Origin of the sequence: Bartonella bennetti (genome assembly GCF_045945445.1) — a bacterium.
Lineage (GTDB): Bacteria > Pseudomonadota > Alphaproteobacteria > Rhizobiales > Rhizobiaceae > Bartonella.
Map to the genome: position 1 here is coordinate 940,445 of NZ_CP174576.1, position 26,095 is coordinate 966,539.

23 protein-coding genes and 1 pseudogene are annotated in these 26,095 nt (G+C 35.9%); 9 read left to right on the plus strand and 15 right to left on the minus strand.

Features of this window, described 5'->3' with window-relative positions:
* Nucleotides 1-3: 3 nt before the first annotated feature.
* The 8 genes and pseudogenes from era to rpoZ all read right to left on the minus strand — a co-directional run bounded on the left by era (nt 4) and on the right by rpoZ (nt 6,911).
* Nucleotides 4-906 carry a GTPase Era gene (gene era / locus ACJTDF_RS04200; protein ID WP_407965088.1) on the minus strand — a complete coding sequence of 301 codons (903 nt, stop codon included), beginning with the start codon at nt 904-906 and terminating at the stop codon, nt 4-6.
* A complete protein-coding gene (rnc, locus tag ACJTDF_RS04205; RefSeq protein ID WP_407965089.1) occupies nt 899-1,606 on the minus strand; it encodes a ribonuclease III in 708 nt (235 codons plus the stop codon). Before rnc ends, era begins: the two co-directional genes overlap by 8 nt.
* 14 nt (nt 1,607-1,620) lie before the next feature.
* Nucleotides 1,621-2,403 (minus strand): signal peptidase I, encoded by a 783-nt coding sequence (lepB, locus tag ACJTDF_RS04210; RefSeq protein ID WP_407965090.1) that lies wholly within the window; start codon nt 2,401-2,403, stop codon nt 1,621-1,623.
* Between the two features lie 78 nt (nt 2,404-2,481).
* Nucleotides 2,482-2,883 carry a holo-ACP synthase gene (gene acpS / locus ACJTDF_RS04215; RefSeq protein WP_407965091.1) on the minus strand — a complete coding sequence of 134 codons (402 nt, stop codon included), beginning with the start codon at nt 2,881-2,883 and terminating at the stop codon, nt 2,482-2,484.
* Nucleotides 2,861-3,473, minus strand: a pseudogene (locus ACJTDF_RS04220) (DUF2062 domain-containing protein). The gene acpS and the pseudogene ACJTDF_RS04220 overlap by 23 nt, the downstream one beginning before the upstream one ends.
* A 100-nt stretch (nt 3,474-3,573) precedes the next feature.
* Entirely contained in the window at nt 3,574-4,152 is a 579-nt protein-coding gene (pyrE, locus tag ACJTDF_RS04225) for an orotate phosphoribosyltransferase (RefSeq protein ID WP_407966221.1), read from the minus strand.
* A 13-nt stretch (nt 4,153-4,165) separates the two neighbouring features.
* On the minus strand, nt 4,166-6,394 hold the full coding sequence (locus ACJTDF_RS04230; protein WP_407965092.1) for a RelA/SpoT family protein: 2,229 nt from the start codon (nt 6,392-6,394) through the stop codon (nt 4,166-4,168).
* Between the two features lie 118 nt (nt 6,395-6,512).
* The gene (gene rpoZ / locus ACJTDF_RS04235) at nt 6,513-6,911 is read right to left on the minus strand and encodes a DNA-directed RNA polymerase subunit omega (protein WP_407965093.1); all 399 of its coding nucleotides are present in this window, start codon (nt 6,909-6,911) and stop codon (nt 6,513-6,515) included.
* An 876-nt stretch (nt 6,912-7,787) separates the two neighbouring features.
* On the opposite strand from rpoZ, the gene ACJTDF_RS04240 reads away from it, so the two are divergent.
* Nucleotides 7,788-8,456, plus strand: coding sequence for a uracil-DNA glycosylase (locus tag ACJTDF_RS04240; RefSeq protein ID WP_407965094.1), 669 nt, complete (start codon nt 7,788-7,790; stop codon nt 8,454-8,456).
* A 36-nt stretch (nt 8,457-8,492) separates the two neighbouring features.
* Here the strand turns inward: ACJTDF_RS04240 and smpB are convergent, their stop codons facing one another.
* Complete coding sequence (gene smpB, locus ACJTDF_RS04245) at nt 8,493-8,972, minus strand: SsrA-binding protein SmpB (RefSeq protein WP_407965095.1); 480 nt, start codon at nt 8,970-8,972, stop codon at nt 8,493-8,495.
* An 18-nt stretch (nt 8,973-8,990) separates the two neighbouring features.
* Nucleotides 8,991-9,875 (minus strand): 4-hydroxy-tetrahydrodipicolinate synthase, encoded by an 885-nt coding sequence (dapA, locus tag ACJTDF_RS04250; RefSeq protein ID WP_407965096.1) that lies wholly within the window; start codon nt 9,873-9,875, stop codon nt 8,991-8,993.
* A 254-nt stretch (nt 9,876-10,129) separates the two neighbouring features.
* Between dapA and ACJTDF_RS04255 the strand changes: the two genes are divergently transcribed.
* Both ACJTDF_RS04255 and alr read left to right on the plus strand, forming a co-directional pair.
* On the plus strand, nt 10,130-12,244 hold the full coding sequence (locus ACJTDF_RS04255; protein WP_407965097.1) for a lytic transglycosylase domain-containing protein: 2,115 nt from the start codon (nt 10,130-10,132) through the stop codon (nt 12,242-12,244).
* A 1,015-nt stretch (nt 12,245-13,259) separates the two neighbouring features.
* Nucleotides 13,260-14,381 (plus strand): alanine racemase, encoded by a 1,122-nt coding sequence (gene alr, locus ACJTDF_RS04260; protein ID WP_407965098.1) that lies wholly within the window; start codon nt 13,260-13,262, stop codon nt 14,379-14,381.
* A 127-nt stretch (nt 14,382-14,508) separates the two neighbouring features.
* On the opposite strand, the gene gcvP is transcribed toward alr, so the two are convergent.
* Genes gcvP through gcvT form a run of 3 tightly spaced genes read right to left on the minus strand, consistent with a single transcriptional unit; the run spans nt 14,509 to nt 18,806 of the window.
* Nucleotides 14,509-17,304 (minus strand): aminomethyl-transferring glycine dehydrogenase, encoded by a 2,796-nt coding sequence (gcvP, locus tag ACJTDF_RS04265; protein WP_407965099.1) that lies wholly within the window; start codon nt 17,302-17,304, stop codon nt 14,509-14,511.
* 5 nt (nt 17,305-17,309) lie between these two features.
* Nucleotides 17,310-17,678, minus strand: coding sequence for a glycine cleavage system protein GcvH (gcvH, locus tag ACJTDF_RS04270; protein WP_407965100.1), 369 nt, complete (start codon nt 17,676-17,678; stop codon nt 17,310-17,312).
* A 6-nt stretch (nt 17,679-17,684) separates the two neighbouring features.
* Nucleotides 17,685-18,806: a glycine cleavage system aminomethyltransferase GcvT gene (gene gcvT / locus ACJTDF_RS04275; protein ID WP_407965101.1), complete on the minus strand. Its 1,122-nt coding sequence runs from the start codon at nt 18,804-18,806 to the stop codon at nt 17,685-17,687.
* 524 nt (nt 18,807-19,330) lie between these two features.
* Between gcvT and ACJTDF_RS04280 the strand changes: the two genes are divergently transcribed.
* From ACJTDF_RS04280 to ACJTDF_RS04290, 3 genes are all read left to right on the plus strand, one after another.
* Nucleotides 19,331-19,993, plus strand: a complete 663-nt coding sequence (locus ACJTDF_RS04280) for an LON peptidase substrate-binding domain-containing protein (protein WP_407965102.1) — start codon at nt 19,331-19,333, stop codon at nt 19,991-19,993.
* A gap of 13 nt (nt 19,994-20,006) precedes the next feature.
* Nucleotides 20,007-20,201: a Trm112 family protein gene (locus ACJTDF_RS04285; RefSeq protein WP_407965103.1), complete on the plus strand. Its 195-nt coding sequence runs from the start codon at nt 20,007-20,009 to the stop codon at nt 20,199-20,201.
* A gap of 538 nt (nt 20,202-20,739) precedes the next feature.
* Entirely contained in the window at nt 20,740-21,771 is a 1,032-nt protein-coding gene (locus tag ACJTDF_RS04290) for an aspartate-semialdehyde dehydrogenase (protein ID WP_407965104.1), read from the plus strand.
* An 86-nt stretch (nt 21,772-21,857) separates the two neighbouring features.
* Here the strand turns inward: ACJTDF_RS04290 and ACJTDF_RS04295 are convergent, their stop codons facing one another.
* Nucleotides 21,858-22,511: an SH3 domain-containing protein gene (locus ACJTDF_RS04295; RefSeq protein ID WP_407965105.1), complete on the minus strand. Its 654-nt coding sequence runs from the start codon at nt 22,509-22,511 to the stop codon at nt 21,858-21,860.
* A gap of 522 nt (nt 22,512-23,033) precedes the next feature.
* On the opposite strand from ACJTDF_RS04295, the gene ACJTDF_RS04300 reads away from it, so the two are divergent.
* The 3 genes from ACJTDF_RS04300 to ACJTDF_RS04310 are packed head-to-tail and all read left to right on the plus strand — an operon-like array spanning nt 23,034 to nt 25,545.
* Nucleotides 23,034-23,852: a MetQ/NlpA family ABC transporter substrate-binding protein gene (locus tag ACJTDF_RS04300; RefSeq protein ID WP_407965106.1), complete on the plus strand. Its 819-nt coding sequence runs from the start codon at nt 23,034-23,036 to the stop codon at nt 23,850-23,852.
* Between the two features lie 6 nt (nt 23,853-23,858).
* The gene (locus ACJTDF_RS04305) at nt 23,859-24,893 is read left to right on the plus strand and encodes a methionine ABC transporter ATP-binding protein (protein WP_407965107.1); all 1,035 of its coding nucleotides are present in this window, start codon (nt 23,859-23,861) and stop codon (nt 24,891-24,893) included.
* A complete protein-coding gene (locus ACJTDF_RS04310; protein ID WP_407965108.1) occupies nt 24,886-25,545 on the plus strand; it encodes a methionine ABC transporter permease in 660 nt (219 codons plus the stop codon). The genes ACJTDF_RS04305 and ACJTDF_RS04310 overlap by 8 nt, the downstream gene beginning before the upstream one ends.
* Here ACJTDF_RS04310 and ACJTDF_RS04315 read toward each other — a convergent pair.
* Nucleotides 25,542-26,030: a MaoC family dehydratase gene (locus ACJTDF_RS04315; protein WP_407965109.1), complete on the minus strand. Its 489-nt coding sequence runs from the start codon at nt 26,028-26,030 to the stop codon at nt 25,542-25,544. The genes ACJTDF_RS04310 and ACJTDF_RS04315 overlap by 4 nt on opposite strands.
* Between the last annotated feature and the right edge of the window lie 65 nt (nt 26,031-26,095).

Here is a 26,095-nt window from a genome sequence, read left to right on the forward strand (position 1 = left end):
GCATTAAAAAAAATCCAATCCCATTTCGCGATAACGCTCTGGGTTTGCATCCCAATTATCACGCACTTTCACAAATATAAAAAGATGAACCTTCTGTCCCATGATATCCATTAATTCTTTACGTGCTGCCTGACCAATAGCTTTAATAGTGCTACCTTTTGTTCCTAAAACAATTTTTTTCTGATTATCACGTTCTACATAAATGACTTGATTAATTTTAATCGAACCATTTGCACACTCTTCCCAATTTTCTGTTTCAACTGTTGAAGAATAAGGAAGTTCTTGATGGAGACGAAGAAAAAGTTTTTCACGCGTAATTTCAGCAGCAAGCTGACGCATAGGCATATCAGAAATTTGATCTTCTGGATAATACCATGGCCCCTCCTGCATAATTGTACTAAGATAATGCAGCAAATCCTTACACCCAGAACCATTTAAAGCTGAAATCATAAATGTCTGCAAAAAATTCACTTGTTCATTCACTTTAGCCGTTAATGCCAAAAGAGATGATTTAACAACCGTATCAATTTTATTCAGAACAAGAATTTTATCCTGTTCAACACTTTTTAAAATATCTAACATTGCATTAACTTCATCTGAAAGACCGCTTTGGACATCAATAAGAACCAAAAGAATATCAGCATTCTTCGCACCACCCCAAGCAGCAGAAACCATAGCTCGTTCTAATCGCTTATGAGGACGAAAAACACCTGGCGTATCAATCAGAATAATTTGGGTTTTATCATAAATTACAATACCACGAACTAAAGTTCGTGTTGTTTGTACTTTATGCGTTACAATTGACACTTTAGTTCCAACTAACTGATTAACTAACGTTGACTTTCCAGCATTAGGCACACCAATGAGAGCAACAAAACCTGAACGCGTTTTAATAAGATCATTCATGATTATGTTGCCCCTCTATTTCCCATATACCTTCACGTCGCAAGATTCTTTCAGCAGCGTCTCTCTCGGCTTGACGTTTAGAACTACCTCGCCCTATCTCAGGTGCATAACCACAAATACTTACCTCAACTATAAAAATCGGATCATGATCTGGGCCATAACGCTGTACAACCTGGTAATGAGGTTGTGCACTATCTTGTGTATGAGCCCATTCCTGTAACTCCGTTTTGGCATCACGTCGACCAGCATTCATCTTCTTTGCTCGATCTTGCCAATATCTTTGAATGACAGGTCGAACGCTCTCTAAACCTCCGTCAAGATATATTACAGCGATTAAGGCTTCAATAACATCAGCATGCATATTAGCTAACCGACGACCTTCTAAGTTTTTCATTTCACAACCAACATGAACCATATCGGGTAATCCCATTTCTAATGCAATATCGGCACATGTTTGCGCATTTACCAAACCATTTAAACGTACGGATAATTCACCTTCACTTGCTTGTGGAAAAATTTTATAAAGCATTTCAGCAATCAAAAGCCCAAGAACTCGATCACCTAAAAATTCTAACCTCTCATAATTACCATTCTCTGAACTTTGCACACTGGAATGTGTTAATGCTCTTTTTAATCTGTCTACATCTTTAAAACTATGACCTGTCAGCTTTTCCAGCTGATCAATAACGTGATACTTCATCACCGAATTCCTACTTATTTATCAAGCGGAAAATAGTGAATAGCATGAATGAAAGAAAATAAACGATCCCAACGTACATCAAATGGCCAACGCCAAATCTGCCACGCACTAGAACCATTACTAATAGAGAAAAAAATCAAATTGGCTCGGCCAATAAGATTCTCATCCGGAACATATCCTACACTCAAACGGCTATCATCTGAATTATCACGATTATCACCCATCACAAAATAATGTCCTGGTGGAACCTCAAAAACCTTTGTATCATCAACCTGAGGAACAAACCCTAAATGAAGCGTATCGTAACTTACGCCATTAGACATTGTTTCGCGATAAACATCAACAGGGTGACTAACCTCTGTCACATCAGGATCATCAATCTTCCCCATAAACTGACGTGGAACAGCTTCACCATTAATATAGATAACACTTTGACGAACTTGAACACGATCACCGGGTAATCCAATAACACGTTTAATATAATCAATATCCGGATTGCTCGGTAAACGAAAAACCAAAACATCCCCACGCTTAGGTTGAGATGCCCAAATCCGTCCTGAAAAAATAGGAGGAGAAAAAGGTATAGAAAAACGGGAATACCCATATGCATATTTAGAAACAAAAAGATAATCTCCCACTAGCAAAGTAGGACGCATTGAACCAGAAGGGATAGTAAAAGGCTGAAAAAAAAGTGTACGAATAATCCCAGCCAAAAACAACGCTTGTATCAAAACAGAACAAAATTCAATAATTTCACTTTTTTTATCTTTTTTTTTCATTTTCTCTTCTTGTTTCATCCTGTGCTACCTTTTTATAGATAAAACTTATTTTGTCATCATAATGCCCAAATAATAAAAGTACAATCTCTCAAGAAACTATACACATGGAAGTGCTTCTATAATAACAAACGCCTGTGCCCAAGGAAAATCATCTGTTATACTGAGATGAATTATCACCTCATGGTGAGCGGGTAATAGTTCTTTTAATCGCGTGCGCGCGCAATTCGTTAATCTCATAGTCGGTTTACCAGATGGTAAATTAACTACCCCCATATCTTTCCAACTAACACCACGAGCAATCCCTGTTCCTAAAGCTTTAGCGCACGCTTCCTTAGCAGCAAATCTTTTAGCATAGGAACTAGATCGGTGATAGAGACTTTCAGATTTTTCTTGTTCAACATCTGTAAAAATACGCTGTATAAAACGGCCACCATAGCGAACCAACATCCTCTCAATCCGCCTTATATCAACCATATCATTGCCAAGACCAATAATCATAAATATTACCTAAGCTTTTTTGCTTTAAACATCTTTCTTTTACCATCTTTTTTTGATAGCGATTTTTTTTGAAAATGGATTATTGTTCTGTAAACGCCTATATAAGACAAACTACCAAAAATAACACCTAAAAACATTCCCCCCACAAACATCGGCATCATAATCAAATCCCATGTCTCCCAAAAAAATGACCATGATTGCGAAAACGTCAAATCACCTAACATAGTGCGAATTTGTGAAAAAGAAATTTCATCTTTATTACCAAAAAACACTAAAAATAGGCGCCCCACCTTATAATCAGCCATAATAATAAGAAAAAATGTCAATGGATTAGAAAAAACAGTCCCGATAATTGCTGCAGCAAAATTACCATGTAAAACCCAAGAAAAAAATACTGCTAAAATAACGTGCAACCCCAAAAGAGGTGAACAAGCTGCAAAAATACCAATAGAGAACCCCAATGCTACTTCATGAGGCGTTGCTGATATACGTAAAATACGTTTACGTATATAATAAAATGAACGACACAGACTAAACTTACGTCGAATACGCTCTCCAAAATTCATTGCTGTTCGATAACTAAAAAACATATGGTTACTCATATATACCTTGTACACACTAAATAATACTTATATTTTACGTTATTCAAGTTTACTCTATCAAGCATTTTCATAGAAAAATTAATAAAAATCAAATATTTCGGCTCCCTGGCTTAATCGCTGGAAGTATAGCAAGCTCAGGAGGTACAGCATTAGCATCATAGGATGCAATTTCATACTCGGCAAGTGAAATAAGAGGAACTCCTACATTAACCTTACCACCAGATCGATCAAGAATACATGCACTCGCTACCACATTGGCTTTTGCTTCAACCAATGCTTCAATGGTCTCACGAATAGAAAGACCAGTTGTTATAATATCTTCAACAATAACAACCCGTGCACCTTTTTCAATTTCAAAGCGATGTAATTGGAATATACCATTCACACGCTCTACCCAAATAGAAGGAACGCAAAGATGACGTGAAGTCTCGTACGAAGGAATGAGACCACCAATTGCAGGCCCAACTATGTAATCAATTTTTCCTTCCACATATTTCTTAATTTTTTGAGCCAAAGCGTAACACAGCTTTTCGGTAAGATCAGCATGCATAAACACTCTTGCCTTCTGTAAATAAGTAGCACTATGACGACCTGATGTTAAAATAAAATGCCCTTCTAAAATAGCATCTGCTTGTCTAAAAATATTAATCACATCTTGTGTATTCATTGCAGAATCTCTTTCACCCATAAACCCGACGCACCATATTCACTGATCTTGCTCTTTTTAACTGAGAAAAGATACAATTTAAATGTTTTAAATCCCAAACCTCAAGATCAATGATAATTTCTGTAAAATCTATCGCCTTATGAACACAAGATAAATTTTCAATATTGGCATCATTTGCAAAAATAATCTGAGTAATTTCAGCTAAAGAACCAGGACTATTTACAGCTACAATATTAATTCGAGCAGGAAAACGTTCATTCATCTCAGAATCAATATCCCAACGTACATCAATCCACCGTTCTGGTTGATCATCATAAGCCATTAAAGCCGAAGATTGTATCGGATAAATAATAATACCTGCACCCGGCTGCATAATGCCAATAATTTGATCTCCCGGCACAGCTCCCTCAGGAGAAAATTGTACTGGAATATCCCCTTTTGTGCCTTGAATAGGTAATACTCTATACTTATCTTCCCTCTTTAAATTTTTTCTTTTTTTATTCTCAAGAATTTTAAAAATCATATCTTGAGCATTTTCAATATTAAACCAACTTCTCTCCCTAAACTTAAACGATGGCTTTCTCACCACAGAATGATCTTGATAATTTGGATAAACTGCCTTAACTACATCTATAGCAGCTAATTCACCACGCCCAACAGCTGCTAAAACGTCATTCACGTCCTTACGCGCTAAACGCGGTAAAATTTTCTTAAGCATATCTTGCGAAAATTGTTTTCCCGCACATTCAAATGAACGTTCAAGAATACGACATCCCAAACCTGAATATTGCTTATGTATTGCTGAACGTGTTGCTCGACGAATTGCAGAACGTGCCTTGCCTGTTACAACTATCGATTCCCACGCTGCTGGTGGAGATTGAATCTGCGAACATATAATATTAACTTCATCACCATTTTTTAATTTGGTCATTATAGGCATAATACGACCATTGATTTTTACTCCCACACAAGAATTACCAATATCGGTATGTACTGCATAAGCAAAGTCAATAGGTGTAGCGCCTTTTGGAAATGCAATTAGCTGCCCTTTCGGCGTAAAACAGAAAACTTGATCATGAAAAAGCTCAAGTTTTGTATATTCTAGAAACTCTTCCGGATTATGGCCATCTGACAAAGATTGAATTGTTTGACGCAACCATGCATAAGCATTAGCCTCACTTGATAATCTTGATGTTGAATAATCAGAACCATGATCTTTATAAATGGCATGTGCCGCAACACCATATTCAGCAATCCTATCCATTGCACCAGTTCTAATTTGCAATTCAATGCGTTGCCCTGAAGGCCCAACAATTGTTGTATGAATTGAACGATAATCATTTTGTTTAGGTATAGAAATATAGTCCTTAAAACGCCCAGGAACCATTGGCCATGTAGTGTGTATAATACCAAGAGCACGATAACAATCATCCACGCTCTCAACAATTACACGAAACCCAAAAATATCAGATAATTGTTCAAAAGATAAGATCTTGTTTTCCATTTTACGAAAAATTGAATAAGATTTTTTCTGACGACTTTGAACACTGGCTTTAATACCGTTTTTTAAAAAAAGTTTTGTCAATTCTTTTTCAATTGTGGATAGCAAATCGCGATTGCGTACTGATAATTCTGAAAGCCTATCAGTAATAGTACGATAGCCCTCTGGATTTAAATAAAAAAAAGAAAGATCCTCTAACTCTTCACGCATATCTTGCATACCCATACGGCCAGCAAGCGGTGCATAAATATCCATTGTCTCTTCAGCAATCCATCGACGCTTATCATCACGCATAACATCAAGGGTACGCATATTATGAAGACGATCTGCCAATTTAACTAAAAGAACACGAATATCATCAGAAACAGCAATAAGAAGTTTACGAAGATTTTCTGCTTGCACAGCTTTCTTCGATACAAGATCAAGCTTATTAAGCTTTGTGAGAGCCTCAACTAATTTACCAATTTCAGATCCAAAAAGTTGATCAATTTCTGCTCTTGTAGCATTTGTATCTTCAATTGTATCATGCAAAAGAGCGACAGCAATTGTTGCTTCATCTAAGTGCATATCCGTTAAAATAGCAGCAACTTCTAAAGGATGAGAAAAATAAAGATCACCTGAAGCACGCTTTTGATGGCGGTGCTTCCTCATTGCATAAACATAGGCTTTATTTAATAAAGCCGCATTTACGTCAGGCTTGTAACGCTGCACACGCTCAACCAGCTCACACTGACGCATCATATAGATATATCCTCAGAAATTTCGTAATTAAATTATTATTGAATACCTTACTAATAAAAGAAAAAATAAATCTACCAAATGATAATCTATGTATTACTTTTTCAATAAGATATGATCATTAATAATCATCATTTTTCTCTGGCACAACTAAACTTTCAATACCTGCCAAAAGCTCTTCTTCTGACATGTAATCAAATGAACCACTACTCTCCTCTGATGAAGAGCCCAAAATACCTCCAGATTCACTTGAGTGAGAAATAAACTCCATTGCTCCCTCTGGTTCATCGACTTCTACATGCTTTTGTAAAGAATGAATAAGATCTTCTTTTAAATCAGCGGGGGATAAAGTTTTATCTGCTATTTCACGCAAAGCAACAACTGGATTTTTATCATTATCACGATCAATTGTAATCTGTGCACCTTGTGAAATCTGACGAGCCCGGTGCCCAGCTAAAAGCACCAACTCAAAACGATTATCAACTTTATCAATACAATCTTCTACTGTTACACGGGCCATTCATGTCCCTTTCTTCAAGGTTCAAAAATTAACGATTGCCGCAGAGTATATACAATAATCAAAACAAAAAACAAGAAAAACAACATATACCTTATTACTTTTTTCTCAATACACCAAAAATCTTGAAAAAATTTAAGTTTACAAAGACACTAAAATCCATAAGTTTTTAAAAACAAAATAATCTCAAACCATTGCATTCTTAATAACACAGTGATTATCATAATTAAAGAAAATGGATTGTACAAAAAAATAAGCGCATTTATCAAAAAATTACAATAACGCATTGCTATATTCCTTCTCTCTACATTCATAAAAATTTACTTAAAATATAATGAAAACTGATTGCAGAGAATAAAGCTTTAATCAACTTAATGAATATAATAGACTACTATAAAAACTATATAAAAGGCTATTAGGCATAAATACCCAAACCTTTTTTCACCGTTAACTCAATATACCTAATCCACAAGAATCTTTAAAATATATAATTTTTTTGATCCACAACTATGCAAAAAATTAGGTTCACTATAATTAAGGAAATAACATGCCCCTTTTCAGAAGAGAAAAAAACTTAATGAAGCACCCATAATAATATACTATCTATGAATCTCTAGCTCTAGATTAAGTCATCAACATCACGGATTTTATAGAAAGAGTTTTAAACTCATTTGATACTATATCAGTCAATGTATTAGCAACTACTCATAGCAATACATGTTCTCCCTATAATACAATCAGCAACAAATTCATCTTAATCTATTGTGAAAAAATCTTTGTATACATATTATAAGATTGTTTACAAAGATATACTCTACTGAATACGAAATAAAATAACTTAAAAGATTTTTAATAAAACATAATTGGTACCTGCAATCCATGAATAGTAAATTAACATCATTGTGCCCAGAACCGCCCCTAAATTGTAATTTATGTCCTCGCCTAAACAACTTTATCGCTGACTGGCGTATTAAAGAGCCTCATTGGCACAATGCACCTGTCAGTCCATTTTTCCCTCATAAAGGGGCTGCAACAACACGCCTTCTAATCGTCGGACTTGCTCCTGGATTACGTGGAGCAAATCGAACTGGACGTCCTTTCACAGGCGATTATGCTGGACATCTCCTGTATTCCACTTTAAAAAAATTTGGTTTTGCTCAAGGTACCTTTGCAGAAAGAGCAGATGATACCCTCGAGCTCATCGATACCGCAATTGTTAATTCAGTACGTTGTGTCCCACCAGAGAATAAACCCACTAGCGCTGAGATCAACACTTGTCGGCATTTTTTTTCACCTCTTTTAACAAATCTTCCTCAACTTAAAGCCATCATTACTCTTGGCAGCATCGCTCATAACTCCACTATACGAGCTTTAAACGCAAAAATCTTAGCACACCCTTTTGGTCACGGAAAAATCAGTGATGTCGGTAAATTACGTATTTTTTCAAGCTATCACTGTTCACGCTATAATACTAATACCGGTCGCTTGACAGATACTATGTTTTATCAAGTCTTCCAAGCTGCAAAAATCTATTTAAATCAATGTTGAAATCTCTCTAACCAAAATATGTAAATTGCTTTCCTATTATCCATGCCTTCTCAAAAGTCGTGCCTTTTCACGCCCCCAATCCCGTTTTTTTTCCGTTTCACGTTTATCATGAAGTTTTTTACCACGTGCCAAAGCAATCTCCAGTTTAACACGCCCCTGCTCATTAAAATAAAGTTTAAGTGGAATAATCGTCATGCCCTCACGAGAAGTTGCATTAAAGAAACGCGCCATTTCACGCTTTGAAAGTAATAATTTACGTAAACGACGTGCCTCATGATTAAAGCGATTTGCTTGTGTATATTCAGGAATATGAGAATTAATCAACCATAATTCTCCCTTTTCAAAACTAGCATAACTTTCAGAAATATTGGCATGACTGGAACGTAAAGACTTAACCTCTGTTCCTTGAAGAACAATACCGACCTCAAGAGTATCAAGAATTTCAAAATTGAAACGTGCTTTACGATTATCTGCGATAACTTTTCGTATTGATGCAGTCTTTTTTTTGCTATTCATGGCTATTTCAACACCATTTTATTCTTTAATAAGACCTGCATATTGCAAAGCAGCATCAATAATCCTCTTTGTAGTATCGTCTAATGGAACAATCGGTAAACGAACAGTATCACTACAAAGCCCTAATTTTGCAGCAGCATATTTAATACCTGCTGGATTGGGTTCAATAAATATTCCGCGATTGAGGGGCATTAAACGATTATTTAATTCTAATGCTGTATTATAATCACCACGATGACAAGCAGTATAAAGTTCTGCGCAAAGCTTTGGAGCAACATTGGATACAACTGAAACACACCCTATACCTCCATGTGCATTAAAACCTAACGCTGTTCTATCATCACCGGAGAGCTGTATAAAATTCTGACCACATTTTTCTCGTTGTTCACTTACACGCTCAATTTTACCTGTTGCATCTTTGATACCAATGATATTTTTAAAATCCTGACAAAGATTTTTCATAGTTTCTACAGCGATATCAACAACCGAGCGCCCAGGAATATTATAAATAACAATAGGAATAGAAATAGCTTTCGCAATAGCAGAAAAATGAGCATATAATCCCTTTTGATTAGGCTTATTATAATAAGGAGTTACCACTAATACTGCGTCTGCACCTACTTGCTCTGCATGCTGTGCAAGCTTTATAGCCTCATCTGTGCTATTTGATCCTGCCCCAGCAACAACAGGAACGCGTTTAGCAACTTGCTTAACACATAATTCTACAACTCGCTTATGTTCTTCATGACTTAAAGTTGCTGACTCGCCTGTTGTTCCAACGGGACTCACACCGTGAATACCTTGTTTAATTTGCCATTCAACGAAATTGCAAAATGACTTTTCATCAATAACACCATCTTCATTAAACGGTGTAATCAATGCAGTTAGTGCTCCCTTGAGCATAATAAACTCCCGATAATATTTAACTTTATTTTATTTTCAATAGTCACCTTATTATAAAACATAGTCTTGCTCTATAGCCAAAGCAAGTTGAATTTCATAAAGATCTTACAATATTAATCTATATTATTAATCTATATTTTCTGTACGCTGAACATTTCCTAAAAACACAACTAATCCGTTAACATGTCTTTCATGCTTCTCTTTTAAAATTATAAAATGTTGCCTAAAAAGCAATATCTAAAGGTCTTTCCTCCATGCGTATAATCTCTGCTCACTTTTTTGTATCAATCTTTATTATACTTAAATTGGCAGCTATAATTTTATTCTCAAACGCCTCAGCACAAATAGTTATTCTACCACAAAATGGACCAATCCCTTTAGTTCATCCTCATTCTCTTACGACCATAAAAAAACTTAAAAAATCTTTTGAGGCTATTCCTCCTATAAATAATAACACCCCAACAAGAATTAATATTACTAGAACTAGCCAACTTAAATTCGGCTTAGATACTCTTTCAAACAAAGATATTACAAAAACAATAGCACTTCGCAATACAATGCCTCGAAACAGTCTTGATCGCCATATCTTAACGTGGGCAATCAATACATCATATCAAACGAATATACCAAGCTCTGAAATATTAAGTGCCATCAATGAATTAAAAGATTGGCCAGGTATGAATATAATGAAACGCAATGCTGAACGTGCCTTCATTAATGAAAACAATTCTACACAAGCTATTATTCAAAAATTTACTTACCACTCCCCCCTCACAGTACAAGGAATGGCTGCACTTGCCAAAGCCCTTATCGCAACTGGACAAACCACCCGTGCGCGACAAATCATTGCGCCATGGTGGCATACAGTACAGCTCAATGCTCAAGAAGAAGATCTTATTCTTAAAAATGCAAGCGCTGCATTAAAACCTACTGATCATTTAAAACGTATGAAGATTATGCTTTATGCAAATCGTATCGATTCAGCCCAGCGAATTGCAAAATTAGCCTATGCTCAATCTCTCTTTAATGCTTTTGCTGCTGTTGAAAAAAATGAACCTCAAGCCGCACAAAAACTAAAAGCTGTTGATCAATCATGGAGAAAAGATCCTCTCTTACAATTTGCTAAAATTCGTTATTTTCGACGAACTGGACAATACCATACTGCTGCACAACTCATGATGCGAGCACCGCGAGATGCAATAAATCTGATTAACCCTGATGCATGGTGGATAGAACGACGTGTTCTTTCTCGAGAAATGCTTGATTTAAACAAACCTAAAATCGCTTATCAACTTGTTTCAGCTCATATTGGAGGAACACCTTCATTAGAAATTGATGCTGCATTTCATGCAGGATGGTATGCACTTCGGTTTTTGCATAATCCCAAGACAGCAATGCACCATTTTGCACGTATTTCTCAACTCTCTTCTTCTCCTCTCTCAACATCCCGTGGCTATTACTGGATGGGGCGAACAGCAGAAGCCTTAGGTGAACATAAAAATGCTCAGCATTATTTTCAACGTGCTGCTCATTTTAGTACAACTTATTATGGTCAATTAGCAGCCTCTCGACTTAACAAAAAAAAACTTGAAATTCATTTTCCTAAACCAACAATGAATGAACGGCAAAATTTTAGTGCACGAAAAGGTGTCCAAGTTATCCAAAGGCTTGAAGCTGCTGGCTATGCTAATCTCGCTAAAATTTTTTATCAAGAACTCAGCAAAACAATAGAAAATCCTGGTGAACTAGCTCTTTTAGCTGTTATGTCAGAAAAAAATGGTGACTATTATACCAGCCTCAGAATTGGTAAAACTGCTGTTTTTCAAGGTAAGGCTGTCAGTGCTCTTGCTCATCCTATCGGTGCTATTCCAACATCCATCAACATTTCTGCAACAAAAAAAGCACTCATCTATGCCATTGCACGCCAAGAAAGCGAATTTAATCCTATCGCTATATCAAAAGCAGGAGCTCAAGGTATGTTACAATTGTTGCCTACCACAGCAAGAGCATTAGCTAAAAAACATTCAATAGCGTGGTCTCACAAAAAATTTAGCAGTGACGTCAGTTATAATACTATATTAGGCGCTCATTTTTTAAGTGAACAATTAGAACGCTTTAACGGATCTTATATATTGGCTCTTATTAGCTATAATGCAGGCTTCCGTCGTGCAAATGAATGGATAGAACGTTATGGTGATCCTAGAGGACAATCTCTTGATAACGTTGTCGATTGGATTGAACGTATTCCCTATACAGAAACGCGTAACTATGTGATGCGTGTTATAGAAAATTATGAAATTTACAAAGCGCGCCTCACTGGAACAACAGATATCAAATCTGATCTCGTTGCTGGTTACAAAAAACCATAAACTCTCATCGATTTCAAAATAAGCAAACACAAAGGCACACAAACACAAAGCTATATATATATGATTGCTTTTGAAGTGTTTAATAAAAGTCGGAATATCCCTTTAGTTCATAGCGGTGATATCTTTTATTACATTATTGGCCTAATTTGAAGAACATACTTTAACTTTTACCTGTAAATTAAGAATCTACTTCTAATGCAGTGATACACTGAAACAGTTTAGAGCTCTCACTGCTATTCCAACTTTATATATAACAGATTGAAATGAAAATGTTACATACATCAATTTAGCCTATCTCTACAACAGAGAGACAGCCTAATTTTAAGAAAATATGATCAAAATAACAGCAATGCCCAACCTTATTACCTTTTTAAGTTCAATTTTACGGCTTTAAAAATTATCTAAAGCAATACCTTTTAAATAATGAAGATTGCCAATAACTGCGCATTTTTTCACATTCTTTAAGAGAACCATATTTCTTATGAAAAAACAGTGCACAACCACTTTAAAAATCTGTCTTAAAAGATATCTACATTTTCTCTTAAACCTATTTCTTAGCACCATCCATGGAAAATATAGCGCAAACTCAACTGGATTGCTACCATCTTTATATTTATGAAGCAAAACCAATATCACCATTACTTCTATATTTTATTTTCTTATAATATTATAACTATACAGATATCCCCTAAAAGGTATTGTAAAATTCTTTTTCAAATAATTTATCATCTATTATTTTTTCTTATGACATTTAGATACATGTTTTTTTTGCTTCAAAAGATAAATTGAAATAAAAAAACATTTTTCCAGTATGAACTATTATTCAAAGAGAATAATACTTTTATTCGTTATATCAAAATTGCATCTCTCACTTTAATAATTGCTTTCACCACTTATATATTTCATATATTTCAATAAAGATAATATTCGCATTTTTGTGTATTATAGGCATAGTTATAAGGATAATAATTTAAAAGGAAATTCATATCTTATTATATAGAGATAGGATTACAAAATGGACAAATTCGTTGGTTATGAAGCAAATGTAACTTTACCTTATACTGCCGTAGCAACTATTAATATTAGTGCAATTATCGCCAATTATAAAACTTTAGTCCAACGTGTTGCTCCTATAGAATGTTCAGCTGTTGTAAAAGCTGATGCCTATGGGCTAGGAGCTGAAAAAATTGCCCCTGCACTTTATCAAGCTGGTTGCCGCACTTTTTTTATTGCCCATCTTAAAGAAGCACTCCAATTAAAAGCTATTTTACCACAAAATATCACCCTTGTCCTTCTGAACGGTATTCCCCCTACTGCAGAAGAACTCATAACTAAAGCTGGTATTGTTCCTGTTCTTAATTCTCGGCATGAAATTGAAACCTGGCAAATGCATTGTCAAAAAAATGGTAAAAAATTTCCAGCAATCATTCAAATTGATACTAATATGAATCGACTAGGGCTCGATCAAGAAGAGCTAAAATGGTTAATCCAAAACCCTACTCTCTTCGAAAGAGCAGACATAAAATATATTATCAGTCATCTTGCTAACGGAGATGATATAACACATGCATCCAATTGCGCCCAAAAAAATGCTATGAAAACAGCGCTTGCACAACTTCCTGCCTGTAAAGCCTCACTTGCTAATTCTGGAGGAATCTTTCTTGGCCCAGACTTTTATTTTGATCTTGTTCGCCCAGGCATTGCACTTTATGGAATTGATCCCCATAAAAAACATCCCACATCTCTTAAATCTGTTTTAGAACTTAAGGCTCAAGTTATTCAAAGCCGTTACACTGAAGCAGGGACTCCTGTTGGTTATGGAGGAAGTTTCATCACCCAAAAGCCCAGCATTCTTACCACCATTTCTATTGGTTATGCTGATGGCTGGCTACGAAACCTTTCTAATAAAGGTTCCGTTTATTTTAAAAGACATAAGCTACCCATCATTGGACAAATCTCTATGGATTCTATTATCGTTGATGCAACCAATCTTAAACATGAAAAACCAAAACGAGGTGATTGGGTAGAGCTTATTGGAAGACATCAAACTATCGAAAATGTTGCTGCAGATGCAGGAACCATTCCTTACGAAATTCTTACCTCACTCGGCTCTCGTTATAAACGTATTTACATTTAAATCTTCGAATTCTCATAAAGTGAATTTAAAATAACCATGATGAATCTTAAACAAAAATCGAAATAACTTATATCCAATTCTACAGATTTTATATAGGCTTATTTGATTGAAACATAAGCAAATAAATTTAAAAGGTGTTCACTAATGGTGGGCAAGAACAAATTAACATTCTATCACCAGAAACATTGTCAATACGTGAAACAGGCGGCCAATATTTATTCACTGGATCAAAGTGAGGATTAGGAAAAGCAGCTTCTTTTCGTGAATAAGCCCGTTTCCAATTATCATCTAAAGTGTCTGCTAACGTATGCGGTGCATTCACCAATGGATTATCATCTTTTGGCCAAATGCCTGCGCCAATTTTCTTAGACTCTTCAGCAATAGATAACAAAGCATCACAAAGACGATCAATTTCTGCCTTCGGTTCTGATTCAGTTGGCTCAATCATCAAAGTTCCAGGAACTGGAAATGACATTGTTGGAGCATGAAATCCATAATCAATGAGACGTTTTGCAATATCATCAACACTGACTCCATATTGCTCTTTCAGCAACCGTGTATCCACAATACATTCATGTGCAACACGCCCATGTTTACCCCGATAAAGAATAGAATAAGCTTTTGAGAGACGCTCAGCGACATAATTAGCATTTAATATTGCTATCTGTGTTGCACATTTTAATCCATCAGCTCCCATCATCCGAATATACATCCATGTAATCACTAAAATAGAAGCACTTCCGTAGGGAGCTGCGGAAACCGCATGCGTCGTCTTATCTTGTTCATGGCCAGGTAAAAATGGTTTTAAATGCGTTCCAACGCCAATCGGACCAACACCAGGACCTCCGCCACCATGAGGAATCGCAAATGTTTTATGAAGATTCATGTGACAAACATCTGCCCCCATATCCGCAGGACGTGCAAGACCTACAAGTGCATTTAAATTAGCTCCATCGAAATAGACTTGTCCACCATTTTCATGAATAATGGCACAAATGTCCTTAATGTTTTCCTCATAAACACCATGTGTTGAAGGATAAGTAATCATTAAAGCTGCCAAATGAGTCTTATGCAATTGTGCTTTTACTTTAAGATCATCAATGTCAACATCACCATCGCTCAAGCATTTCACTACCACAACTTCCATCCCTGCCATATGTGCTGAGGCTGGATTGGTTCCATGTGCTGACGCAGGAATAAGACAAATGTTACGTTGATAATCACCACGAGATTGATGATATCGGCGAATAGCTAAAAGTCCAGCATATTCACCCTGAGCACCAGAATTAGGCTGGAAAGAAACTTGGGAAAATCCTGTAATTTCACATAACCATGCATTTAACTGATTCATCATTTCCTGATATCCCAACGCATCATCTTTAGGTGCAAAAGGATGTATATTGGCCACTGTAGGCCAACTCACAGGCATTAATTCAGCAGCAGCATTGAGTTTCATTGTACAAGAACCAAGTGGAATCATCGCCCGATCTAGTGCTAAATCCTTATCTGATAAACGACGTAAAAAACGCATCATATCTGTTTCTGAACACACTGTATGAAAAAATGACTGCGAAAGAAAAGCAGAATCGCGCCCTTTACCAAAAAGCCTTGAAACAGTTTCATCAGCTAATTGAGCATTAAAAAGCTGTGCTAAAGCAATAGCATCTTCTTCTGTTGACAATTCATCAAAATTAATTGCAACCCAATCATCGTCAAGAATACGTATAAGCCGCCCATCCCTTTTTGCTTGAACCGCAATATCTTGAGCTCTCTTCTCAACAAAAACACTAATACAATCAAAAAAATATTTACCTTCACAACGAACACCTGCCGCTTCTAAACCGGCTGCGAAACGACATGTTAAATGATGAACACGTTTGGCAATTTCCTGTAGGCCTTGTGGTCCATGCCAAATAGCATAAGCCGCCGCCATATTAGCCAACAAAGCCTGTGCAGTACATATATTCGACGTTGCTTTATCACGTCGAATATGTTGTTCACGGGTTTGCAATGCTAATCGAAAACCAATACGCCCTTTCGTATCCGTTGATTGTCCAACGATACGCCCTGGAATTAAACGCATTAAAGCATCACTCACTGCAAGATAGCCTGCATGAGGACCGCCAAAACCTATTGGGACTCCATAACGCTGCATAGAACCAACAACAATATCAGCACCCCATTTTGCTGGTGCTTCCATAAGAGTGAGGGCTAAAGGATCTGCAACAACAATAACCAGTGCGCCTTTCTCCTTTGCCTCTTTAATGACTTCACTGTAATCATTAAAGCATCCTCTTGTGTCTGGCCATGGTAAAATAACAGCCGCTGTATCAGAGCAAATTTTGCTCTTTTCACTCATATGAATTCCTTGTGTCTGAGCACGTGTCTGCGCAACACTCAATGTTTGAGGATGCAAAAAGCCTTGAATTGAAATCTTTGTTTTTTTCTCACGTGCAAAACGGACAGCCACCGCATTAGCTTCAGCTAAAGCCGTTGCCTCATCAAGAAGTGAAGCAGCAGCAATAGGTAATCCTGTCAATTCACTTACTAATGTTTGAAAATAAAACAAAAGCTCTAAACGGCCTTGGCTAATCTCTGCCTGATAGGGTGTATAAGCGGTATACCAAGCTGGATTTTCAAAAAAATTACGCAAAATAACAGGTGGTACAGATGTTCCATAATAGCCTTGCCCAATAAAACTCTTCCGTACATGATTGCGTTCCATAATCTTCGATAATTCTTCTAAAGCTTGTGCTTCACTTGCTGCTTCTGGTAAATTAAGTGACCGTTTCAAATGAACGGACTGGGGGACAGCTTGAGAAACCAAAGCTTCTATTGAATCAAGTGCTAATACACTAAGCATTTTTTGTATTTCATCAGGTCGAAGCCCAATGTGCCGCGAAACAAAACGATGTTCTTGCATGATTTTTACCCAATCAACGCATGATAAGAAGGCTCATCTAACAACTCATCAAGCTGTGTCTTATCCTGTATCCTCATTTTCCATAACCAGCCTTCCTTTTCGGCTTGCCGATTTACCAATGCAGGATCATCTGCTAAAGCTCTATTACTTTCAATCACTTCTCCATCAATAGGTGCATAAACATCTGATGCCGCTTTAACAGACTCAACAACAGCAGCTGAATCTCCCTTACAAAAATGTGTTCCGCTCTGTGGCAAATCAACGAAAACTAAATCACCTAATTGCTCTTGAGCATGATTGGTAATTCCAACCGTAGCAATCTGTCCTTCAACACTTACCCATTCGTGATCTTGCGTAAAATAAATTTCAGACATAAAAAATTATCCCTTAATATAACGTTGTACAACAAAAGGAAGCGAATGAACAGACAACATGATTTTTTTGCCACGCACTTCAGTAAAAACTTCTGTTCCTTCCATTTTCCAATCAATAGGAACATAGCCCATTGCTACAGGACCATTAAAAGAAGGACCAAAACCACCCGATGTTACTATTCCAATCTGATTCTCCTTATTATCTAGAAGAACTGCACCTGCACGTACAGGCTGACGTCCTTGTGGTTTTAAACCAACGCGACAACGAGAAGGGCCTTTCTGATATGCTCTCAGAAAAGCTTCTGCTCCATAAAACTTAGCTTTTTCCCGAACACTTTTGGACACAGCCCATGTCAGCCCGGCCTCAATAGGAGTAGTATCAGGCGTAATATCATTGCCATGTAAACACAATCCCGCTTCCAATCGAAGACTATCACGCGCAGCAAGACCGATCCATTCAATACGACAATCATTGAGTAATTTTTCAACTAATGAACGCGCCTGATTTTCCGGAAGTGCAATTTCAAAACCGTCCTCTCCTGTATAACCAGAACGTGTTAAAAACCAATCTTGGTGTGGCTCAAATCCTTGCATAAATAAAAGCTCGTTCCCAGGCAAACCTACATCAGCCATAACAGATGCAGCCTGCGGACCTTGAAGAGCAAGCAATACTCTCTCAAGCGTAACTATTTGACACTTAAAACCAACAGCACGTTTTTTAAGTTCAGAAAAATCAACCTGTGCATTCCCTGCATTGACAACCAGCATAAAACGGTATTCATCTAAACGAGTAAGAATAAGATCATCAAGAATACCAGCTTGCTCATTCAGCAAATAATTATAGCGTGATTGGCCTTTTTGTAAAAGTGATGCATCAATAGGAAGTGCATAAGATAAAAATTCAGCAGCTTCTTGCCCTTCAACAGCTATCAACTTCATATGAGAAATATCAAAAAGACCAGCCTGAGCACGCGTATGCAAATGCTCTTTCAAAACACCTAGAGGATAGACTAAAGGCATCATCCAACCAGCAAAAGCACCAAATTTCGCTTGTGCTTTTTCATGCAGATCATGTAAGGGGAGCTTTTTTAAAGGCAATGCCTCAAATGCCAGCAAATCGGTGCTCATAATTTCTCCAAAGCCGCGTTTACTACTCTATCGCGTTTATTACTCTATATTATGGTCGTCTTTCTTACCCTTTGTCTCAAACCTGCAGGATTACAGATTATTTCACTCTTTAGCAGCAGATATTAAAGTGAGTATTTTGCATTCTCCCGCAAAGAATTAAAGAAGCAATGACATTCTTTCCAATATATTTTCGCTATAACTTATCTTCTCTACACTGTCATTAAAAAACTGATTATAGTCCTCTAAATTTTAATTTTTTTTATAATAATCTTGTTTTTTCAAACTATCATCATAAATCTTTACTTAAAGGGAATTCATATTCTTTAAAATCTTGCTGAATACAACCCAAGATATTGTTGTTTCTCTTCCTTTTCTCTATAAGGAAGGATTATAGTTTTCCTCATTATAATAACTTATATTATGTGATCTGATCTTGCTCACAATAATATAATTTTCCTTATAAATAAAAAAACTATAATAATTTTATATACGAAACTGCATTAGATAAAGGTTACAGAACACTCATGAAAGCTGGTAATATCCACTATAATTGTGAAAATGACTTACCAAAACAAATTGCTCTTTTTCCTTTAGAAGGCGCATTATTGCTTCCTGGAGGTTTTTTATCACTTAACATTTTCGAACCAAGTGCTCTTGAAATGATTGAAGACGCCATGACATCCAATCGTCTATTAGGAATTATTCAGCCGTTATCATCGGGTACAGATAATTTTTCCTCAGAACTCTATGAAATGGGCTGTGTTGGTCGTATTACAAATTATAATGAAACAGGAAATGGACGACTTCTTATCGTATTACAAGGTGTTTGTCGTTTTACTTTAAAAAAAGAATTAGTCAGCAAAAAGCCTTATCGGATTGCCATCATTGAATTTAATATAAAAGATTTACAAGAACATGAAAATTCAGAGAATGTTAATCGAGAAAATTTACTCAATACGATTGAAAACTATCTTGTACTCCATGAAATTGAACATAATTGGAATAACATTGTACAAACGCCTACACCTGTACTCGTTAATGCTCTTTCAACTCTTATTCCCTTTGCTCCAGAAGAAAAACAAGCTTTACTGGAAGCACCAGATATCGCAAGTCGCGCCCAAACTCTCCTTGCTTTAACTGAGCGTTCACTTATGAAACAAACAGGTGCATATCATCGCTTACATTAACGGATTTTCAAATATGAAAAAAATGACAACTGATCCTAAAATGCTTGAATTACTGGTCTGCCCAATTACAAAAGAACCCCTTTCTTTAAATAAAAAAACACAAGAATTAATTTCATTAAAAGCAAAACTAGCCTATCCTATTCGTAGTGGTGTCCCTATTATGCTCACTTCAGAAGCGCGTCCTTTAGAACATAATGAAAAAAAATAATTTTTATTTTCCTTTTTATAAAACCGATTATAAATTTATATCAAAACATATTTTCTCTCGATCAGCTTTTTTCAACGCATACTCAAAAAGCATCTCAAAAAATTATGCTACTTACTAATAACGTTAAAGTTTTAATTTTCTTCAATAAAGAAACTCATTCTCTGCTTCCATAAAAACTCATATTATTTCTTTGAATATCCATTGATACATGCGTAAACAATTTGGTTTATCATCTGCTAACCAAAACAGACTGATTCCTTTCAATTCTGATCCTTACGCAACAAGAAAAATCCTAAAAGAATGATAATTAATAGCAGACTCTCTCCAGTTCCAAAAGAACTAAGAAAACAGTGTATTGTCAAGTAAGATGATCTATAGTACCTTCGTCATGATAATTGTGTACATACACTTGGACCTAAGGAAGTAATGATTAAAAATATACAAATTTCTTGGCTAATTTATCCTCTTTATTAGATTTAATCTAAGCAAAAAGATCAGCCTCATATCTATTTTATAAAATAGAGAAAGAAGTTAAAATATGAATTTTAAAGTTGCAGTTGTTGGTGCTACTGGAAATGTTGGTCGTGAAATATTAACAATTCTAGAAGAGCGTTGCTTTCCAGCTAGCGAGATAGTTCCTTTAGCTTCACGACGCTCACTAGGACAAAGTGTTTCTTATGGCAACAAAACTTTAAAAGTCAAAGCACTTGATACATATAATTTTTCTGACACTGATTTATGTCTTATGTCTGCCGGAGGAAATATTTCCAAAGAATACGCTCCTAAGATTAGTGCTACTGGTTGTATAGTCATCGATAACTCCTCCACATGGCGCTATGATGCCAATGTTCCCTTGATTGTGCCAGAAGTAAATGCAGATAGCATTAAAGCATTTTCTAAACGTAACATTATTGCCAATCCTAATTGTTCAACCATTCAACTTGTTGTCGCTTTAAAACCTCTCCATGATGCAGCAATTATCAAACGCGTTGTTGTATCCACTTATCAATCAGTATCCGGAGCTGGTAAAGAAGGAATGGATGAATTATTTGAACAATCACGAGCTGTTTTTGTCGCTGATCCAATCTTATTAAAAAAGTTTCCTAAACGCATCGCCTTTAATATCATTCCTCATATTGATGTTTTTATGGAAGATGGCTATACTAAAGAAGAATGGAAAATAATGGCTGAAACAAAAAAAATTCTTGATCCCAAGATCAAATTAACCGCTACGGCTGTTCGAGTTCCCGTCTTTATTGGTCATGCTGAGTCTGTTAATGTTGAATTTGCAAAGCCATTAAGTGTTCATGAAGCGCGCACTCTCTTACGCAACACATCTGGTTGCCAAATCATAGATAAACAAGAAGATGGTGGTTATATCTCTCCCTATGAGTGCACAGGAGAGGATGATATTTTTATTAGCCGTATTCGTGAAGATGCCACAGTTGAAAATGGTTTAGCTTTTTGGGTTGTTGCTGATAATTTAAGAAAAGGAGCAGCATTGAATGCGGTTCAAATTGCTGAACTTCTCATCTCTCGTAATTTAATCACACCTAAATCAGCTATCTAAACGGAAATAGCAGCATAAAAATTCTCTTTATACTGCTATTTTTGTTTATTTTTTCTTCAGAAAATACAAGAAAATTTTCTTAATTTTTATAGAGTAGGATATGTTATAACGCGATAACGTGTTTCATTGCGTTCAGCATTTTCAAAATTGACATTATCTGGAAACAAAGGATTATAAGCTGTCACTCGTTTTATAGATATTTCACGTGTATTTTCAGACGGTTTTAAAATTATTCGATCATCAGTTTTTTTCACACCTGTGTGCACAATATCCTTAATATCTGTAGGTTTATTAACCATCACGCTTGTTGCATCTTTTTTTTGTATCTTCTTTTCTGCCACTGGAACAGTGGACATGTTTTTTGAATGAGAGACAACCTTTTTTTCTTGTACTATTTGCTTTTGAATTACAGGTTTCGCCTTTTCTTTCATCTGTATAAAAGAAATTACGGGAACATTGTGAACATTAAAATAATTTGCAGATGCCCAACCAACCATTTCATTATGTTGAAGTAAACACCATACTTTATTAGCAAGGCAACCATTAATTTGCACTTTCGCTCCAGTAGGAACTATCGCCGTAACTTTATAAGTTGTAGCTGGCCCTGCGCGTAAAATTGCTTTACCTTTTTCTATTTTAGCAACTGTTCCAGCAGCTGCATCACAAGTAACCATCATAAGCCCAGCTCCCATCAAAGATGTCAACATCATTGCCGCTGATAAAAAATTCTTTTTAAACATTCTCTTTTTTTCCTATTCATAGTATTCATAGACTCAAATTTGTCTTTGCAAAAATTTGTCTCGTTTCAATAAAATCGTGGTAAATTTTCTAGCTTCTCAAAAGTCTGCTACATCTTGAGAAAATTGCAAAAGCTCTCTTACGTGTCTCCCACCACCCTATAGACACGAGCTTTTCTCTTGCAAACAATGCTGACCTTATCGATCATTGTATGCAAAAATATCATTTGATCACTTGATCATCAGTTCTTAAAGAAGTTTTGAAAATACTATTGGTTCCACAAAAAAGATCACAACGTAGAATATATTGACCTAAGTTGGAGTAAAGCTCTTCCACCAATAGGATGTATTTGCTTAAAAATAAACACTTCGTAACAGAGGATAAAAAATAATATCATTTTTTAAATAAAAATGATTGAACATTCTTTGAAGCTTTTATATTCTTAATTTTTTTCAAGACAATTCGAATATATAAAATTTTCCCTTAAAACCCTTTATACAAAAATAAAAGAAAGATAAACACGCATGAAATTGAATAAACTGTTCCAGTACACAATCATTGGATTATTCCTTTCTATCTCTGCCTTTATCTTTCATGCTTCCTACGCTATAGCAGAAGATAAATCAAAAATTAAACTTGGTGTTATGGAAGGAAAAGAAGCGATTATTTGGTCAGTTGCCGTTGAACAAGCAAAAAAAGCCAATTTAGATATTGAACTTGTTTATTTTTCTGATTACACCCTCCCTAATGACGCTGTTAATATGGGAGATATCGATGCAAATGCCTTCCAACATACACCTTATTTGAATAATCAAATTGAGCAGCGTAATTATAAACTTTCAATTGCTGGATATACGTTTATCACTCCAATTGGTATCTATTCACATAAAATCAAAGATATAAAAGAGCTTCGGAATAGAGCAACTGTTGGCATTCCTAACGATCCATCAAATGGTGGGAGAGCTTTGCTTCTTCTTGATTCCTTAGGTCTTATTAAATTGAAAAATCCTAAGAATATTCTTGCATCTCCACTTGATATTATTGAAAACCCTAAAAAATTGAAAATTCGTGAATTAGATGCCGGTATTTTAGGGCGAGTAATCAACGATTTTGATATTGTAATTGTCAATACAAACTGGGCTTTGACCACTGGATTAAACTTACACAAAAATGCTATCGCATGGGAAAAAACAGATGATAACCCTTATCACAATATCATCGTTGTGCGCACTATCGATAAAGATGAATTATGGGTCAAAAAATTAGTTGATGCCTATAATAGCGAACCTGTTCGTACAAAAATTAAAGAAATTTTTGGTACAGCTGCTCAAATATCTTGGTAATTGTGAATGGAAAATAACACTCTTATTTCCCTAAAGAACATTAGCCACCGCTTCAAAAAAACAACAGGTATTCCAGCTATTGATAATTTATCTCTCGATATCCATGCTGGTGAAATTCTTGGTATTATTGGACGCAGTGGTGCAGGAAAATCGACACTTATTCGCTGCTTAAATGGACTAGAAAAAATTGATGAAGGATACATCTTTTTTGATGGCGTTAACGTTTCCAACTTATCAGAAATAGAGTGGACTTCCTACCGCAAGCATATTGGAATGATTTTTCAACATTTCAATCTTTTATCGTCGCAAAACATTATTGACAACATCGCTTTACCACTCCAATTAGCAGGTATAAACAAAAAAAAACGCCGCCAACGAGCTTCTGAACTCATTGAATTAGTGGGATTATGCGGAAAAGAATATTGTTATCCTGCAGAACTTTCGGGAGGACAAAAACAGCGTGTTGGTATTGCACGCTCTTTGGCAGCAAACCCCAAAATTTTGTTATCAGATGAAGCAACCTCTGCTCTTGATCCTGAAACAACACAATCTATTCTGGAACTTCTTGCTGATATTAATAAACGTTTTAATCTTACTATTGTTCTCATTACTCATGAAATGGAAGTTGTGCGTACTATTGCGCATCGCGTTGTTGTCCTTAACCAAGGACGAATTGTAGAAGAAGGATGTGTCAAAAACATTTTCACATCACCCCAAGAAGATACAACCATTGCTATGCTAAAACTTGTAACACCACAACTTCCTATGGAATTTGCACAAAATCTTAAATCAATAGGTCAAGAAGCGATTATCGAAATCAATATTGCCGGTGAAATTGTTCAACAACCTTTTCTTAATCTCCTTGAAGATGAAACAGGTTTAAGAGCGCGTATTCTTCACGGTGGCATTAATACAGTCCAAGGAGAAACTATCGGACGTCTTTTTTTAGGACTTCCTGGACATAATAAAGTAGCTTTTAAAAAAGCTGTCCAATGGTTAACTGAAAAGGGACAATATTGTGAGGTTTTGGGCTATGTTTAATATTCTATATCATGAGCTTCCTAATGCTATTTTTGATACATTATTCATGACAATAAGTGCCTCTTTTATGGCCCTTATTTTAGGACTGCCGCTTGGTTTGTTGCTTCATACAACTACACGTGAAGAACTTTTTCCGTCATTCCTTATTCATTGCCTTTTGACTATTATTATCGATAGTATTCGTGCTATTCCCTTTATTATACTGGCCTTTTATCTTTTACCTATTACCCGTGCGGTAATAGGAAGCGGCATAGGAATTTTTTCAGTAATTTTTGTTCTTACCATTTCAGCTATTCCTTTTTATGCGCGTATAGCAGAATTATCTTTTAAAACAGTTGATCATAATTTAGTTGAAGCCGTCCGTTCTATGGGAGCCAATCGCTTTCAAATCATCAGACATGTTCTTATTCCTGAAGCACTTCCTAGCCTCATTACTGGTTTTACAGTCATGATCATTTCTCTAATCAGTGCTACTTCGCTTGCTGGATATCTTGGTGGTGGTGGTTTGGGTGATCTAGCAATTCGCTACGGCTATCAACGCTACAATACCATTATCATGACAATAGTGATTATTTTTTTAATTATTCTCAATATCATTGTTCAATGGACTGGTGATAAAATTGCACAGAAATTGGATAAAACAAAATATTAAAAAGTTTCACAAGCTGACTTGTTTTGGTCAATCATAGCAATAATAAGCCAATCGGCAATAAAAGCTGGATTTTTTAATTGTTCAATCTCCATCGTTACTTCATAATGAAAAACAACACGACCAGAAGGACGAACTTTAGCATTATTTAAAATAAAACGAGCACGCACTCGTGCTCCTGTTTTTACAGGATTCATAAAACGAACTTTATCAAAACCGTAATTAATCCCCATCGTCGCACCTTCCAACTCTGGCAATGCCTCATAAGCTAACACAGACAAAAGTGACAATGTTAAAAAACCATGAGCAATAGTACCTCCAAAAGGCGTTTCTTTCGCTTTTTCTTCATCTACATGAATCCATTGATGATCATCCGTTGCATATGCAAATTGATTAATCATATCTTGTGTAACAAGACGCCACTGTGATAAGCCAATTTCTTTTCCAATGAAATTGGCTATATCCTTCACTGCTATTTTTCGTTGCATAACACTATCCTTGTTTTACTGGATAAAAGACTAAATGCCTTATCTCTTGCTTTTATAAAAGCCAT